The sequence below is a fragment of the Amycolatopsis sp. NPDC051372 genome (genome assembly GCF_040682095.1).
In the GTDB taxonomy this organism is placed as follows: Bacteria; Actinomycetota; Actinomycetes; order Mycobacteriales; family Pseudonocardiaceae; genus Amycolatopsis.
The window spans coordinates 1-15714 of the sequence record NZ_JBFBAF010000019.1; the positions used below are offsets into that span (position 1 = coordinate 1).

13 protein-coding genes are annotated in these 15714 nt (G+C 69.2%); 9 read left to right on the top strand and 4 right to left on the bottom strand.

The genetic code is table 11. From position 1 onward, the window contains the following. Positions 1–127: 127 nt before the first annotated feature. Positions 128–571, bottom strand: a complete 444-nt coding sequence (locus tag AB0M56_RS26975; RefSeq protein WP_364180863.1) for an Lrp/AsnC family transcriptional regulator — start codon at positions 569–571, stop codon at positions 128–130. A gap of 125 nt (positions 572–696) precedes the next feature. Here AB0M56_RS26975 and AB0M56_RS26980 point away from each other — a divergent pair, with 125 nt between their 5' ends. The 6 genes from AB0M56_RS26980 (at position 697) to AB0M56_RS27005 (ending at position 7214) form a co-directional block, all read left to right on the top strand. Continuing rightward, complete coding sequence (locus AB0M56_RS26980) at positions 697–1125, top strand: rhodanese-like domain-containing protein (RefSeq protein ID WP_364180535.1); 429 nt, start codon at positions 697–699, stop codon at positions 1123–1125. Then, positions 1122–1871: a type 1 glutamine amidotransferase gene (locus tag AB0M56_RS26985; protein ID WP_364180536.1), complete on the top strand. Its 750-nt coding sequence runs from the start codon at positions 1122–1124 to the stop codon at positions 1869–1871. The genes AB0M56_RS26980 and AB0M56_RS26985 overlap by 4 nt, the downstream gene beginning before the upstream one ends. A gap of 94 nt (positions 1872–1965) precedes the next feature. Continuing rightward, complete coding sequence (locus AB0M56_RS26990; RefSeq protein WP_364180538.1) at positions 1966–3096, top strand: inorganic phosphate transporter; 1131 nt, start codon at positions 1966–1968, stop codon at positions 3094–3096. A gap of 55 nt (positions 3097–3151) precedes the next feature. After that, the gene (locus tag AB0M56_RS26995; RefSeq protein WP_364180540.1) at positions 3152–6127 is read left to right on the top strand and encodes a bifunctional [glutamine synthetase] adenylyltransferase/[glutamine synthetase]-adenylyl-L-tyrosine phosphorylase; all 2976 of its coding nucleotides are present in this window, start codon (positions 3152–3154) and stop codon (positions 6125–6127) included. A 26-nt stretch (positions 6128–6153) separates the two neighbouring features. Then, entirely contained in the window at positions 6154–6582 is a 429-nt protein-coding gene (locus AB0M56_RS27000; protein WP_364180541.1) for an acyl-CoA thioesterase, read from the top strand. Then, a complete protein-coding gene (locus tag AB0M56_RS27005) occupies positions 6582–7214 on the top strand; it encodes a class I SAM-dependent methyltransferase (protein WP_364180543.1) in 633 nt (210 codons plus the stop codon). The genes AB0M56_RS27000 and AB0M56_RS27005 overlap by 1 nt, the downstream gene beginning before the upstream one ends. Before the next feature lie 67 nt (positions 7215–7281). On the opposite strand, the gene AB0M56_RS27010 is transcribed toward AB0M56_RS27005, so the two are convergent. Then, complete coding sequence (locus AB0M56_RS27010; protein WP_364180545.1) at positions 7282–7848, bottom strand: TetR/AcrR family transcriptional regulator; 567 nt, start codon at positions 7846–7848, stop codon at positions 7282–7284. A gap of 217 nt (positions 7849–8065) precedes the next feature. Between AB0M56_RS27010 and AB0M56_RS27015 the strand changes: the two genes are divergently transcribed. From AB0M56_RS27015 to AB0M56_RS27025, 3 genes are read left to right on the top strand one after another with little or no spacing between them, the layout of a single operon-like run. Beyond that, positions 8066–8530, top strand: a complete 465-nt coding sequence (locus tag AB0M56_RS27015) for a (2Fe-2S)-binding protein (RefSeq protein ID WP_364180546.1) — start codon at positions 8066–8068, stop codon at positions 8528–8530. Beyond that, positions 8517–9479: a xanthine dehydrogenase family protein subunit M gene (locus tag AB0M56_RS27020; protein WP_360588193.1), complete on the top strand. Its 963-nt coding sequence runs from the start codon at positions 8517–8519 to the stop codon at positions 9477–9479. The genes AB0M56_RS27015 and AB0M56_RS27020 overlap by 14 nt, the downstream gene beginning before the upstream one ends. Beyond that, on the top strand, positions 9476–11647 hold the full coding sequence (locus AB0M56_RS27025) for a xanthine dehydrogenase family protein molybdopterin-binding subunit (protein ID WP_364180548.1): 2172 nt from the start codon (positions 9476–9478) through the stop codon (positions 11645–11647). The genes AB0M56_RS27020 and AB0M56_RS27025 overlap by 4 nt, the downstream gene beginning before the upstream one ends. Before the next feature lie 163 nt (positions 11648–11810). Here AB0M56_RS27025 and AB0M56_RS27030 read toward each other — a convergent pair whose 3' ends face one another. Further along, on the bottom strand, positions 11811–13943 hold the full coding sequence (locus AB0M56_RS27030; protein ID WP_364180549.1) for a hypothetical protein: 2133 nt from the start codon (positions 13941–13943) through the stop codon (positions 11811–11813). A 263-nt stretch (positions 13944–14206) separates the two neighbouring features. Next, on the bottom strand, positions 14207–15631 hold the full coding sequence (glnA, locus tag AB0M56_RS27035; protein ID WP_364180551.1) for a type I glutamate--ammonia ligase: 1425 nt from the start codon (positions 15629–15631) through the stop codon (positions 14207–14209). Positions 15632–15714: the final 83 nt, after the last annotated feature.

Sequence of the window (15714 nt, forward strand, 5' to 3'; positions counted from 1 at the left end):
GTACTGCAACCGAAGGGTTGTGGGAGAGTAGGACGCCGCCGAACTTACTTAGAGTAGGCCCCGGTCGAGAATCTTCACGGTTCTCCCGGGGCCTGACTCTATTTCCCGACCTTTTCGACCGGCCGGCTCAGCTGGGACGGGTGATCGGCCGGCTCACCACGGGAGACGAGAAGACCAGCGACGTCGTCGTCTCGCCGTAGCGCTGGGCGCGCTCCACGAAGGTCTCCAGCTCGCTCGTCGAACGGCAGCGCACGCGCAGCAGCCAGCATTCGTCGCCCGTGATGTGGTCGGCGGCGACAACCTCGGACAGGGGCAGAATCGTCGCGCGGAACCGTGGGCCGTCGAGGCTGCGGACGCGCACGCGGACCATCGCCTCGATCGGCAGGCCCAGCTTGGACGCGTCGATGCGAGCGGTATAACCCGTGATCACCCCGCGCTGCTCGAGCCGGCGCACTCGCTCCGTCACGGCGGGGGCGGACAGCGACACCCGCCGGCCGAGTTCGGAGAACGTGAGGCGGCCGTCGGACTGCAGGAGTTCGATCAGCTGCCAGTCGACGGTGTCGAGGTCCACGAAGTGGTTCACAGAACAAACTCCCGGCAGAGCACGGCCCGAACGAGGAAATCCCAGGCTAACCAACCCGATCACCAGGGTTCGGCTCTGTGGCGAACACCCAGCGCCAAGCGACGATTGACCCCATGAAACCCCGCATCCTCCAGTTCGAGACCCCGGCACCGAACCAAGCCGTCACCTACTTCGGGCGCGAGCTCGGCTTCGAGGTCGACCCCGTCGACCTGGCAGAAGACCTCGCCGCGGGCCGCACCGACGGGTACGTCCTGGCCGAGACCCGCGGGGCCGAGGCGTACGCGAGCGCGCGCATCCCCGGTGCCATCCACCTGCCCTACAAGAACATCACCGAGGACAGCACCCGCGACCTCGACAAGAACCTCGTCTACGTCTGCTACTGCGAAAGCATCCACTGCAACGCCGCCACCCAGGGCGCGCTCCGCCTGTCTGCCCTCGGCTTCACGGCGAAGCGTCTCTCCGGCGGCATCACCACGTGGCAGAACGCCGGCTACCCCACCGAGACCGCGCACCTCACCCCACTCCGTACCCTGGAGAGGTGACACGTCTGCTGATCATCCAACCCGACGTCGGCGACCCCCTCGGCCCGCTCGGTGACTGGCTGACCGAGGCCGGCGCCGAGCTCGAGGTCCGAAACCCACCGGAGCACGAGCTGCCCGCCGACCTCGACGGCTACGCGGGCGTCGTCTGCCTCGGCGGCGGCATGGGTGCCCTGGACGACGAGCGCCATCCGTGGCTCGCCGATGTCCGCAGGCTGCTCGGCCAGGCCACCGGCAAGCAGCTCCCGACGCTCGGCATCTGCCTCGGCGCGCAGCTGCTCGCCGCGGCCACCGGCGGCCAGGTCGTGGTCGGCGAGAACGGGCCCGAGGTCGGCCCCGCGCTCGTCTCCAAGAAGGACGCCGCCTGGACCGACCCGCTGTTCGCCGACCTGCCGCTGATGCAGGACGTGATCCAGTTCCACAACGACGTGATCAAGCGCCTCCCGCCCGGCGCCGAGCTGCTCGCGTCCGCGCCGCTGTACCAGAACCAGGCGTTCCGCCTGCGGCGCTGCGTCTACGGCGTGCAGTTCCACATCGAGACGACGCCGGACCTCGTGCGCCGCTGGGCCGAGGACGAGCCCGAGATGGCGGAACTCACCCGACCGGGGGCGCTCACGCCGGAGAGGCTGATCTCTGTGCACGCGGACATCGCCGAGACTTGGCGGCCGTTCGCGCACCGGTTCGTTCGATTGGCCGCCGGTGAGCTCGACGCGGCGGCGGAGAGTCAACACACATTGCCGCTTGCTTAACGGATGATGCACGGATCACTAACGCAGCGTTGACGATTCACTCGATCGGTCGGGTACCTTGCGAGAGATGCTCCCGTAGGTATGGAGGACCGGGGTGGATCCCTCGCTAGTGGTCGTCGTCGTCATCGGCACGGCCCTCGTCTTCGACTTCACCAACGGCTTCCACGACACGGCCAACGCGATGGCTACCTCCATCGCCACGGGCGCGCTCAAACCGCGGGTCGCGGTAGCCATCTCGGCGGTGCTGAACCTCGCCGGTGCGTTCCTGTCGGTGGAGGTCGCGAAGACGATCTCCAGCGGTCTCGTCGACGACACCAAGATCGGACCGTCGATCGTCTTCGGCGGCCTGATCGGGGCGATCGTCTGGAACCTCGTCACCTGGTACGTCGGCCTGCCGTCGAGTTCGTCGCACGCGCTGTTCGGCGGCCTCATCGGCGCCACCTGGGTTTCGGCGGGCGCCGACTCGGTGCACTTCGGCAAGATCGTGGACAAGGTCCTCGTGCCGGCCGCCGCGTCGCCGATCATCGCCGGCCTGGTGGCGGCCGGCTTCACGTATCTGGTCTACAAGCTGTTCGTCCGCAAGCGCGGTGGACGCGGCTTCCGCGTCGGTCAGATCTTGTCCGCGTCGCTCGTCTCCCTCGCGCACGGCACCAACGACGCCCAGAAGACCATGGGCGTGATCACCCTGACGCTGGTCAGCGCCGGCGGCCTGCCCGCGGGCTCGGCGCCGCCGATCTGGGTGATCATCAGCGCTGCGTCGGCCCTCGCGCTCGGCACGTACCTCGGCGGCTGGCGCATCACGCACACGCTCGGCAAGGGCCTCACCGACATCGAAGGCCCGCAGGGCTTCGCCGCCCAGACGAGCAGCGCCGCCGTGATCCTGCTGTCGTCGCACTTCGGTTTCCCGCTCTCGACCACGCACGTGTGCTCCGGCGGGATCGTCGGCTCGGGTGTCGGCCGTCGCGAGGCGCCGGTGCGCTGGCGGATGGCCGGGCGCATGGTCGTGGCCTGGCTGTTCACGCTGCCGGCGGCCGCCCTCGTCGGCGCGGCCGCGGGGAAGCTCGCGTCGCTCGGCACGGCGGGGACCATCGGCGTCGGTGTCGTGGGCATCGCCATCGGCGTCGGCATCTACGTGCTCTCACGCCGCCGGCCCGTCACCGCGCACAGCTTCCAGGTGCCGGAGCCCTCGGCCGCCGACACGGAACCCGACCGCCTCGCCGCCTGAAAGTGAACGTGTGCCTGCCTGCTCAGCCGACGCGGATCCGGCTACGGTGAAGGAGATGGCAGAGCGCGCGCGGACGGCCGCATCGGCGGCCCGGTACGGCTTCACCGACGACAAGGCCGACGCCCAGTTGCGTGCGGCGGGCTGGTGGGACGCCGCGGGACCGGTCGAGGGCACCGCCGACGTGCTCGCGGCCCTCTCGCGCGCCGCCGACCCGGACCTCGCGTTGCAGGGCCTCGACCGCATCCGCGAGGCCGACGAAGGCGCGTGGCCCGAGCTGGACCGGGCCCTGCGCGACAACCGGACGTTTCGCGGCCGCCTGCTCGGGGTGCTCGGCACGTCCACCGCGCTAGGCGACTTCCTCGCCGCCAACCCCGGCGAGTGGCACTGCCTTGTCGACCACCGCTGCACCGTGCCCGAGCAGTTCGCCGATCGGCTGTGCGACGACCTGCGCCAGGACGACGGCACGTACGTCACCGGTCTGGCCGCCGAGCAGGCACTGCGGACGGCGTACCGGCGGCTGCTGCTCGGCATCGCGGCCGTCGACCTCGGGCACCTCGTGGAGGAGGGGCTCGACCACCCGTCGTTCAAGGACATCACCCACCAGCTGACGCTTCTGGCCGAGGCCGCGCTGAAGGCGGGCCTCGCCGTGGCCGAACAGGAGGTTGGGGCGAGTGCCGAGGGCGCGCTGGCCGTGATCGCGATGGGCAAGACCGGCGGGCGCGAGCTCAACTACGTGAGCGACGTCGACGTGATCTTCGTCGGCGCCGGCGACCTCGGCGTGGCGACGCGGCTGGCCAGCACGATGATGCGGGTGGTCGGCAAGGCGTGTTTCGAGGTCGACGCGGCGCTGCGACCGGAGGGCAAGAGCGGCGCGCTCGTGCGCACGCTCGAGGGACATACGGCGTACTACCAGAAGTGGGCGAAGACCTGGGAGTACCAGGCGCTGCTCAAAGCGCGCCCGGTCGCAGGTGATGCCGGGCTGGGCGAGGAATACGCGAAGATGGTCGCCCCGATGGTGTGGGCGGCCGCCGATCGCGAGAACTTCGTGACCGAAGTGCAGCAGATGCGCCGGCGCGTGGAGGACCACGTCTCCGCGGCGCACGCCGAGCGCGAGCTGAAGCTGGGCCGCGGCGGGCTGCGTGACGTCGAGTTCGCTGTGCAGCTGCTGCAGCTCGTGCACGGGCGCGTGGACCCCGAGCTGCGCTCACCGTCCACAATGGAGGCTCTGGCGGCGCTGGGCGAGGGCGGATACGTCGGGCGCGCGGACTCGGCCGAAATGGGGACTTCGTACGAGTTCCTGCGCACCGTCGAGCACCGGCTGCAACTGCGCCGGCTGCGGCGCACGCATCTGTTCCCGGAGTCGAACGACACCGACGAGCTGCGCATCCTCGCGCGCGCGTGCGGGATTCGCGCGGTGCGCGGGCGGAGCCAGGGCCAGGAGCTGCTCGCCGAGTTCCGCCGCCACGCGCAGGGCATCCGGCGGCTGCACGAGAAGGTCTTCTACCGTCCGCTGCTGCAGTCGGTGGCGAACGTGCCGACGGAAGCGTTGCGGCTCACGACAAAGCAGGCCGCGAGCCGGCTCGCCGCGCTCGGGTACGCGGCGCCGGAAGGCGCGCTGCAGCACATCAAGGCGCTGACTTCGGGCGTGTCGCGGCGCGCGGCGATCCAGCAGGCACTGCTGCCCGTGCTGCTCGATTTCCTCGCCGACACACCGGATCCCGACGGCGGGCTGCTGTCGTACCGGAAGGTGTCCGAGGCGCTGGAGGACACGCCGTGGTACCTGCGCGTGCTGCGCGACGAGGGCACGGTGGTGGAGCGGCTCGCGTTCCTGCTCGGCACGTCGAAGCTGGTGCCCGACCTGCTCGTGCGTGCGCCGGAAGTGTTGCAGCTGCTGGGAGAACCGGCTCGGCTGACGGGGCGGAAGCCGGCCGAGGTGGCGACGTCGTTGCGGGCGGCCGTGCGGCGTCAGCCCGGGTTGAACGCGGCGGTGGCGGCAGCGCGTTCGTTGCGGCGGCACGAGTTGCTGCGCGTGGCGTGTGCGGATTTGCTGGGGTTGCTGGACGTTCCGGCCGTGTGCGAGGCGCTGTCGAGTGTGTGGGTCGCCGTGCTGCAGGGTGCGCTGGCCGCGGCGTACCGGAAGCGGCAGGCGGAGCTGGGACGCACGCCGGCCACCGTCGCCGTGATCGGCATGGGCCGGCTCGGCGGCGCGGAGTTGGGCTACGGCTCGGATGCCGACGTGCTGTTCGTCTGCGAGCCCGCGGAAGGTGTGTCGGACTCCGACGCGGTGAAGTTCGCTTCGTCGGTGGCCGAGACCGTGCGCAAGATGCTGGGCGCGCCGAGCTCCGACCCGGCGCTGGTCGTCGACGCCGACCTGCGGCCGGAGGGACGCAGCGGGCCGCTGGTCCGGACGCTGGAGTCGTATCGCGCGTACTACCAGCGTTGGGGCGAGGTCTGGGAGGCACAGGCGCTGCTGCGCGCGCGGTTCATCGCCGGCGACGAGGAGCTGGGCGAGCGGTTCATCACGATGATCGACCCCGTCCGCTACCCCGAGGGCGGCTTGGACGCGACGAAGGCCCGCGAGATCCGCCGCATCAAAGCGCGCGTGGAAACCGAGCGGCTGCCCCGCGGCGCCGACCCGACGCGCCACACCAAGCTCGGCCGCGGCGGGCTGGCCGACGTCGAGTGGACCGTGCAGCTGTTGCAGCTGCAGCACGCGCACGAGCAGCCGAGCCTGCGCACCGCGTCGACGCTCGACGCTTTGACGGCGCTCGCGGAAACGGGTCTGGCGCCCCAGGAGTCGGTCGACTACCTGCGCGAGGCGTGGCTGCTGGCCACGCACGTGCGCAACGCCGGGATGCTCGTGCGCGGCAAGGCCGTCGACGAGGTGCCCGGCTCGGGCCGGGACCTGGCCGCCGTGGCGCGCGTGTTCGGCTACACCGTGGACGACGACCCGGGCGAGTTCCTCGACACCTACCGCCGCGTCACACGCCGCGCGCACGCGGTGGTCGAGGAGCTGTTCTACGAGACCTAGCTTTCACCGAGATCTAGAGTGGGCGCGTGACCGATCGCGAACCGTTCCGCACCCGCATCAAGGTGCGCCATTACGAGCTCGACTCGCTGGGCCACCTCAACCATGCCGTCTACCACTCCTACGGCGAGGTCTCGCGCATCGAACTCTTCGAATCCGCGGGCGATTCCCGGCTGCGCGAGGAAAACGTCGCGCCGGTCCTGCTGGAGTCCCACATCGTCTACCGCCGCGAACTCCGCGGCGGCGACACCGTCGACGTCACCTGCGACGCCCGTTTCGGCGACGGCAAGGTCTTCTGGATGACCTCCCGCATCCTCAAACTCGACGGCACCCTCTCGGCCGAGATCACCTGCACGGTAGGCCTAATGGATCTGGAGGCCCGCCGCCTCGTCGACGACCCCCGCGGCCGCTTCGAACGCGCCGGCCTGAACCTCAAGGTCCTCTCGACGGGGGAGTAGTGACTTCCTGGCTGTCGGATATCCGCGCCTCCTACGACACCGTCGCCCCCAGCTACGCGGCCCAACTGCGCGACACCCTCGCCGGCAAGCCGCACTTGCGCTCCTTGCTGGGCCTCTTCGCGGAACTCACCGACGGCCGCGTCGCCGACATCGGCTCCGGCCCCGGCTGGGTCACCGCCCACCTGCGCACCCTGGGCGTCGACGCCTTCGGCCTCGACCTCTCACCCGAGATGATCGCCTTCACCCGCAGCGCCCACACCGGCGTGCCGTTCGCCGTCGGTTCGATGACGGACCTCCCCGTCCCCAGCGGTTCGCTGGGCGGCGTCCTCGCCATCTGGTCCCTCATCCACATTCCCGACGCCGTCCTGCCGACGGTTCTGACCCATTTCCACAGGGCCCTCCGCCCCGGCGGCGTGGCCCTGGTCGGTTTCCACGTCGGCGACGTGACCACGTGCAAAACCTCCGGCTACGGCGGCCACCCCATGCACGTCCACATCCACCGACGCCGCCCCGCCACCATGTCGGCCTTCCTGCGCACCGCGGGCTTCACCATCGAATCGGAGACGCTCTTCGACCCGGACGCCCGAGTTCCGGTCGCGGTGGTCATCGCGCGGGCAGGTCAGTCCCAGTAGTTGAAGAGTGCCTCGCTTGGCGCGACTACGGCCGGCACTGCGGATTTGCGGTCGCTGAGCTCGGCCGTCAGTCCGCGCGCATCCCTCGCCACACGAAGTCCACGAGACTTTCCGTGGCCGCCTTCCAATCCTCGTCCGGGCGGAGCAGCAGCAAGCCCGCCATGGCGCGCATCACCGTGTCCACCGAGATGTCCGGGCGGACGGTGCCGGCGGCGATGTTGGCCTTCAGCAGGGTGTCGAGGGCGTCGACCAGGGATTTGTACGCGTGGGCCGGCAGTTGGGCGCTGCTCGAGGCCGCGCGCAGGGCCGTGGCGAGGCCGCGTTTGGTGATCAGGTAGTGCGCGAGGTGCTCGCTCGCCCACACGCGGAACGCTTGTTCCGGCGGGCACCGCTCCAGCAGCGTCGGCACGACGTTCACGAGCTGGCACACCTCCCGCTCGTACACGGCGAGGATGAGGTCGGCCACGGTGGGGAAGTGGCGGTACACGGTGCCGACGCCGACTTCGGCCTGCTTCGCGATGGCGTTGAACGAGACCTCGCCCGAGCACGCGAGCGACTGGGCCGCGACAGCGAGGATGCGCTCGTGGTTGCGCCGGGTGTCCGCACGTCGCGGGCTGACCGATCCCGTCGACATCGTTCCTCCCGTTCCAGCCGGCGTCTTCCCTGCTCAGGACTGTAGTGCAGGGCTTGGAGCAGCTCCAGGACCTGCACCTCGTTGCGAAGCGGATAGTAATCCGATAACCTCGGAAACGCGAGTCTGAGCGGATGACTATCCGCTAGCGTACCCGGCGCTCGCGTTCCGAGTGGCCGGCTTCTCCCACCACAACCCCATCCTGCGGGAAAGAGTTCCAGTGGACATCTCCCTCGAAATCAATGGACGCGTCGAACAGCTCGCCGTCGAACCCGGCGTCACGCTGCTCGACGCGTTGCGCGAACGCTTGGACGTGACCGGCCCCAAGAAGGGCTGTGACCGCGGCCAGTGCGGCGCCTGCACCGTGCACGTCGACGGCAAACCCGTCCTGTCGTGCCTCACCCTCGCGGCCACCGTGCGCAGGCCGGTCACCACGGTCGAAGGTCTGTCCACTGAGGACGGGTTGCATCCCGTGCAACAGGCGTTCGTGGACCAGGACGCGTTGCAGTGCGGCTTCTGCACGTCCGGGCAGGTGATGTCGGCCGTCGCCGCCGTGCGCGACGACATCGCGGACGTCCGCGAGTTCATGTCCGGCAACCTGTGCCGCTGTTCGGCGTACCCGAACATCGTGGCCGCAGTCGAGCAGGCCGCCGAGCAGGCAAGGCGGGCCGATGCGACCGTTTGAGCTGACCGCGCCCACCACTGTCGAAGACGCGCTCGACGCGTCCGGAACCTTCCTCGCCGGCGGCACCACGCTCGTCGACCTGATGAAGCTCGACGTCCTCACCCCGCAGCGGGTGCTGGACATCAACGACCTCCCGCTGCGCGGCATCGACACCACTGACGGCCTGCGTTTCGGGGCTCTGGAACGAATGGGCGACATCGCCGCGCACCCCGGCGTGTACCCGGCGATCTCGCGCGCGCTGCTGCTGAGTGCTTCGCAGCAGCTGCGGAACATGGCCAGCATCGGCGGCAACCTGATGCAGCGCACGCGGTGCTCGTACTTCCGCGACGTCACCATGCCGTGCAACCGGCGCGACCCGGGCAGCGGTTGCTCCGCGCTGGCGGGCGTCAACCGCATGCACGCGATCCTCGGCACCAGCGACTCCTGCGTGGCGACACACGCCAGCGACGTCGCGGTGGCGCTCGTCGCGCTGGATGCCGAGGTGGAACTCACCGGCAAGACCGGCAAGCGCACGGTGAAGCTCACCGATTTCTACCGCACACCAGGCGAAACACCGGACGTGGAGAACGACCTGCGCCCCGGCGAGCTGATCACCGAGGTGCGCGTGCCGCGGCTGGACTGGGCCGAAAACTCCACCTACGTCAAGGTTCGCGACCGCCAGTCGTACGAGTTCGCGTTGGCGTCGGCGGCGGTGGCGCTGGACGTGCGGGATGGCGTGATCGCCGACGCGCGGGTGGCCGTCGGTGGGGTGGCGACCGTTCCGTGGCGGCTCACGGCGGTGGAGGAAGCGTTGCGGGGCAAGCCTGTCACGCAGGAGTCGTTCGAGCAGGCAGCTTCTCTGGCCGCGGAAGGCGCGCGGCCGCTGGCGTTCAACTCGTTCAAGGTGTCCCTGGTGAAGCGCACCGTCGTGCGCGCGCTGCTGGAGCTGACCGAAGGGAGCCGTCGATGACTGACAGGCTCGACGCGCCGTTGAAGGTCACCGGGCGCGCGAAGTACGCGATGGACCACAACTTCCCGGGCATGGCCTACGGCTACGTCGTGGTCAGCACTGTGGCCCACGGCCAGGTCGAGAGCATGGACTCCGATGCGGCGAAGAAGGCGCCGGGCGTCCTCGCCGTCTACACGCCGTTCGACCGGTTGGACCTGCGCACGCCGCCGGTGTCGCCGATCATGGGCGAGACCTGGGTGCCGCTGCGCAACACCGACGTCGACTACTACGGGCAGCCGATCGGGTTCGTCGTCGCGGAGTCGTTCGAGCAGGCGCGCGACGCGGCCATGCTGGTGGACGTCACGTACGACGAGAAGCCGGCGCTGGTTTCGTTCGACGAAGGGCTCGCCTCGGCCGAGGACGCGCCGGAGTCGCGCGGGAACCCGCCTCAGATCGAGGTGCTGGCCGACGACGTCGAGTCCATTGAGGACGTGTTCGCCGCCGCGCCGTTCGTGGTGGACCACGCTTATCGCACGGCCACGCAGAACCACGCCGCGATGGAGCCGCACTCGGCCGTCGCGGTGTGGGACGACGGCGAGCTCACGGTCTACACCGGCAACCAGGGCAGCAACCTCATCGCCATGGAGCTCGCCGGCGCGCTCGCCCTCGACGTCTCGGCCGTGCACGTGATCAACCCCTACGTCGGCGGCGCGTTCGGCGGCAAGGGGCGCACGTCCACGCCCGCGTTCCTCGCGGCCGCGGCGGCGAAGGAGCTGGGCCGGCCGGTGAAGGCGGCGCTGACGCGCGAGCAGGTCTTCACGGCGACGGCCACGCGAGCCGCGACGCTGCAGAAGGTCACCATCGGCGCCGACGCCGACGGCACGATCCTCGGCCTGCGCCACGACTCGTGGTCCAGCACGGCGATGGACCGGTCGTTCGTGGAGCCGACCTCGCACGGCACCTCGCGCGAGTGGTACGCCACGAAGAACCTGTCCATCAGCCAGAAGATGGTGCCGCTCAACATCCCGCCGACCACGTTCATGCGCGCGCCGGGTGAGGCGCCGGGCTCGTTCGCGCTGGAGAGCGCGATGGACGAGCTGGCCGTGGCGCTGGGCATGGACCCGATCGAGCTGCGCGTGCGCAACAGCTCGCTCGCCCCACCCGGCAAAGACCTGCAGTGGTCGAGCAAACACCTCGACGAGTGCTTCGCCGTCGGTGCGCGCGAGTTCGGCTGGTCTCCGCGGCCGCAGGGCCGCGTCGACGGCGACTGGCTGGTCGGCGTCGGCATGGCGACGGCGATGTTCCCCGCCCTGCGCTTCCCCGCGACGGTCGGCATCACCCTTAACGCGGACGGCACCGCCGAGGTCGCCACCAGCGGCGCCGACCCGGGAACGGGCCTGCTGAACGTGATGTCGTCGGTCGGCGCGGAATCGCTGGACCTCGTGCCGTCCCGGATCACCCCTCGGCTGGGCGACTCCAAGCTTCCCCCGGGCGGCATGTCCGGCGGCTCCACGGCGACGGCCAGCGTCGGCACCGCGATCATGCTCGCGGCGAGCGAGGTCCTCGACGCGCTGCTGGCTCTGGCTTCCGCGCCGGGCGCCCCCTTCGCGGGCCAAGAGGTGACCTACGCCGACGGCCACATCCACGGCGACACGGACACCATGCCCTTCGGCTCACTGCTGCGCGCCGTCGGCCGGGATTCCTTGTCCGCCACGGGTTCCTCAGCGCCGGGCGAGGAGCTGACCAAACACTCGTTCAGCTCGTTCGGCGCCCAGTTCTGCGAGGCCCGCGTCCACCGCCTCACCGGCGAGGCCCGCGTCTCGCGCCTCCTGGGCGTCTTCGACGGCGGCCGCATCATCAACGACAAGCTCGCCCGCAGCCAAATCAAGGGCGGCATGATCTGGGGCGTCTCCGCGGCGCTGCACGAGGCTCTCGAGCTGGACACCTGGGGCCGCTTCGCCACGGGCGACTTCGCGAGCTACCTCCTGCCGGTCAACGCCGACATCCCCGACATCGACGTCCACTTCGTCCAGTACCCCGACACCTTCCACAACGCCGTCGGCGCCCGCGGCATCGGCGAAATCGCCACCGTCGGCGTTGCCGCCGCCATCGCCAACGCCATCTACAACGCGACCGGCGTGCGGGTCCGCCACATCCCGATCATGGTGGAGGACCTGCTGGTGGACTGAGCTTTTCGGCGGGGGTGCGAAAACGGGACGGCGGCTGGGGTTTCCCCTCGGCCGCCGTCCCGCGCGTTCTATGGGGCCGTCGGTTCAGGGCCGCCCAGCACACGTCGCGGTACAGCGACTCCGCCGCGCGGACCTGCTCCTTTGTGGCCGAACGCCCTCAACGTCACCGGCTCTTCCGCTTCCCCCGGACCTTTCGAGACGGCCGTGGCATTCCGGCCAGCGGGTGCACAGTCGCAAGCCCAGACCGCCGTTTGGTGAATATCTCCCGCAGCTCCGCTATCCCGGGCTCGTCCGGATGGCCGCAGGCCAGCAGTTCCGCAGTCAGGCTGCGAGCCTCGTCGGGAGGGATCGCGGCGAGGGCGTCGGCAATGGCGTCGGGGCCGCCGACCTCAAGCAGGAGGATGAACTGCTCAGCCATGGCACACAGTCTTTCCTCGTCGCTGAGCTCCTCCACCGCGAGCTCTCCGTTGCCGACGAGGATCTGCACGACGATCGGGCCCAGCTGCCGGTCCTGACGCAGACCCCGCAGGAACGTGGAACCGTCGGGAATGGCCTGGGTCAACACGTCGAGCGTTGCGCCTGCGCGCGAACGGAATGGGCAGTTGCGGATGGCGTCCAGCAGCAGAGACAGACCACGCTCCAGACCACCGTGGGTGTCCAGCCATCCGGCGAGTTCCGCTTCCGCCGTCTCCGGGGTGTAGTGCTCGGTGAGCGCACCCAGCAGCCCGGCGGGTTCGGCGTTGGACAGCTCCCCGACCAGCGGCGCGTGGCGGCCCGCTTCAACCAGGCGGGTGCGTACCGCCCGAGCGGCGAGTGGCGTCAGGGTCATCAGGTCCACGGCGCCGGCGGAGAGCGTGGACCGCAGGCGATCGGCTGCATCCGGCGGGAACACGTCAGGTCCGTCCCGTCCGAGGTCCGCGCCGAAAATTGGATCGGGGTCACCGGTCGTGAGTTTGACCGCACCGAAGTCGGCGAGCGTGGTAAACAGCCGGCGCAGGTCCGCGAGGACTCCCTCGCGCCACGCCGTCTCGGTCGTCTCATCCAGCTCGTCGAGGTAGAACGCTTCGCCAAACGACAGCCAGACGCTCTCTTCGAGCCGGACCACCGGAATCGGTTCGGGAAAGCTGTAGAGGGTGTTGAGGACGTCGGGTAGCACTTCGTCGATGATGCTGCCGAGCATGAAGGTGTACTCGGGTACCCAGCCACGCCCGCGCCTGACGAGGTCGGAGGAGGGTAGTGCGTCGAACGCTGCGGTCCAGAGTGCCAGGCCTTCGCGCAGCAGCCGCGCGTTCTTCTCCACCCGTACCAGCTTGCCCTTGATCACCCGGACTACGCGGATCTTCTTGGCGAGCTCGACCAGACTGGCCAAGACGGGCAGATCGGCGCTGCTCTGGGTCCGATAGGTCCGGTCCCCGATCCTCGGATCGAGCTCGTCGCCGGTGTCCAGCAGTGTCACGAGCTCGCGTGCATCAGCCAGTTTGAGGTTGCCGGTCGGTGTCAGCGCTCGTCCGTTGCCAGCCCATTCGACCAATGTGCGCAACCAGGTGACGACCGGCGTCTGCTCGGCGGCTGCCGCGAGTTCTGCATCGGGGGGAAGCGATACCGGAAGCTGCGCCATTGCTCGTTCGGGCCGGCTGTCACCGGCGAGGACGTGTCGCGCGGCGATCTCGCTGAGCACCTCGTCGTCGTAGTCGACCCGGCCCTCGCGGACCTCGTTGACGAAGCTCTCCATGGCGGTTTCGTCAGCGGGATCGATTCCGTGCCGGAACGCGTTCATCACCCAGAATTTGGACACGCCGAAGTTGCGTTCATCGGCCATTGCCGCAGCGAATTCGGCGCCGGCTTTCGTCACAGCCGCCTCGAGACCCGCCAGTGGATCACCGGTCGGGTCGGCCAGTCCGGTCGCGTGCAGATAACGCAGAAGTAGCCGCAGGCCTTCCGGGACATGGGCCGAGTCCTCTGGGGTGGCCGACAGCGTTCGAGGCGTGTGCGACAGCAGAAATTCCTCGACCAGGCCGGTGGTCCAGTACCCCAGGCGTCCGTCGACGCTGTAGTGCCGGAACTCCAACGCCGCTTCCAGCGCCACCGGATCGACGTCCTCGTGCTCTGCCCAGGCCGCGCAGCGACGTATCAGCAGCGCCTTGGCCGCTTCGAACGCGTCGGTGTCTTCAAGCTCGAAATACGTGCGCATCGCGGTCTCACGGTCCTCGCTGCACGTCGCGGAAGGCGTGCCAAAGGAAGGAAGTTCGGGATAGTCGCTGTACGGCTGGTCTTTGAAGCGGCGGAAAGCGGGCATCCGCGATCTCACCGAGGTCGAACGTGTCCAAAGCGAGCACAAGCACAGCCTAGGGGCTGAGCCCCGACCCATCGCGAAGGAGCAGCAGTGGCACGCGGCATCGTGGAGGAAGTCCCCTGAAGCGCTCGGCGTTCGCGTCGTGACAGCGAAAAAGTCATGGCCCGCCGACGGAGCGTCGGCGGGCCATGACTTCGCGTTCAGACGGCCTGGGAAGTGGCCTGCCAGCGTTTCCGCTGGTCAGGACATTGTGCGGACTTCCAGGATCACACGTCGTAGTAGAGCGAGAACTCGTACGGGTGCGGACGCAGCCGCAGCGGGTCGATTTCGTTTTCGCGCTTGTAGGAGATCCAGGTGTCGATCACGTCGGGCGTGAAGACGCCGCCCTCGAGCAGGAAGTCGTGGTCGGCTTCCAAGGTGTCGAGGACCGTGCCGAGGTCGCCGGGAACGAGCTTGACGTTCTTGGCCTCCTCGGGCGGGAGCTCGTAGAGGTCCTTGTCGATGGGCTCCGGCGGCTCGATCTTGTTCTTGATGCCGTCGAGGCCGGCCATCATCATCGCGGAGAAGGCCAGGTACGGGTTGCCCGACGAGTCCGGGCAGCGGAACTCGGCGCGCTTGGCCTTCGGGTTGTTGCCCGTGATGGGGATGCGGACACACGCCGAACGGTTGCGCTGCGAGTACACCAGCGAAACCGGGGCCTCGAAGCCCGGCACGAGGCGGTGGTACGAGTTCACCGTCGGGTTCGTGAAGGCCAGCAGGCTCGGCGCGTGCTTGAGCAGGCCGCCGATGTAGTGGCGCGCCGTGTCGGACAGGCCCGCGTAGCCGGACTCGTCGTGGAACAGCGGCAGGCCGTCCTTCCACAGCGACTGGTGGCAGTGCATGCCCGAGCCGTTGTCGCCGGCGAGCGGCTTCGGCATGAACGTCGCGGTCTTGCCGGCGGCGAACACGGTGTTCTTCACGATGTACTTGAACAGCTGCAGGTCGTCGGCAGCGTGCAGCAGCGTGTTGAACTTGTAGTTGATCTCCGTCTGGCCGGCGGTGCCCACCTCGTGGTGCGCGCGCTCGATCTCGAAGCCGGAGCCCTGCAGCTGGCGGACGATGTCGTCACGCAGGTCGGCGAAGTGGTCGACCGGCGGGACGGGGAAGTAGCCGCCCTTGAACTTCGTCTTGTAGCCCTGGTTGCCGCCGACCTCGTCGGTGCCGGTGTTCCACCAGCCCTCGACGGAGTCGATCTCGTGGAACGACGCGTGCTCGGCCGAGTCGAAGCGCACGGAGTCGAAGATGTAGAACTCCGCCTCCGGGCCGAAGTACACGTTGTCGGCCACGCCGTACTCGGCGATGTACTGCTCGGCCTTGCGCGCGATGTTGCGCGGGTCGCGGCTGTAGGCCTCACGCGTGAACGGGTCGTGCACGAAGAAGTTCAGCGAGAGCGTCTTCGCCTTGCGGAACGGGTCGATGCGCGCGGTCTCAGGGTCCGGCAGCAGCAGCATGTCGGACTCGTGGATCGACTGGAAGCCGCGGACGGACGAGCCGTCGAAGGCGAGGCCTTCCTCGTAGGCTTCGAGGTCGAAGGCCTTCGCGGGCACCGTGAAGTGCTGCATCACGCCCGGCAGGTCGCAGAACCTGACGTCGATGGACTCCACCTTCTCGTCGGCGATCAGGCGCTGGATGTCGTCTGGAGTAGTGGGCACCCTCGGTGACTCCTTCTTCGATCGAGCTCGCTCGGCAGTACTCTCTTCGGCTCACGCTAAGAGTGCGGTGTTGCCCGACCGTC

Excerpts from the sequence above, each read along its gene's own strand:
- AB0M56_RS26980 (WP_364180535.1), top strand. The coding sequence starts at position 697 with ATGAAACCCCGCATCCTCCAGTTCGAGACCCCGGCACCGAACCAAGCC.
- AB0M56_RS26995 (WP_364180540.1), top strand. The coding sequence starts at position 3,152 with ATGGCAGAGCGCGCGCGGACGGCCGCATCGGCGGCCCGGTACGGCTTC.
- AB0M56_RS27010 (WP_364180545.1), bottom strand. The coding sequence starts at position 7,848 with ATGTCGACGGGATCGGTCAGCCCGCGACGTGCGGACACCCGGCGCAAC.
- AB0M56_RS27020 (WP_360588193.1), top strand. The coding sequence starts at position 8,517 with ATGCGACCGTTTGAGCTGACCGCGCCCACCACTGTCGAAGACGCGCTC.
- AB0M56_RS27025 (WP_364180548.1), top strand. The coding sequence starts at position 9,476 with ATGACTGACAGGCTCGACGCGCCGTTGAAGGTCACCGGGCGCGCGAAG.
- AB0M56_RS27030 (WP_364180549.1), bottom strand. The coding sequence starts at position 13,943 with ATGCCCGCTTTCCGCCGCTTCAAAGACCAGCCGTACAGCGACTATCCC.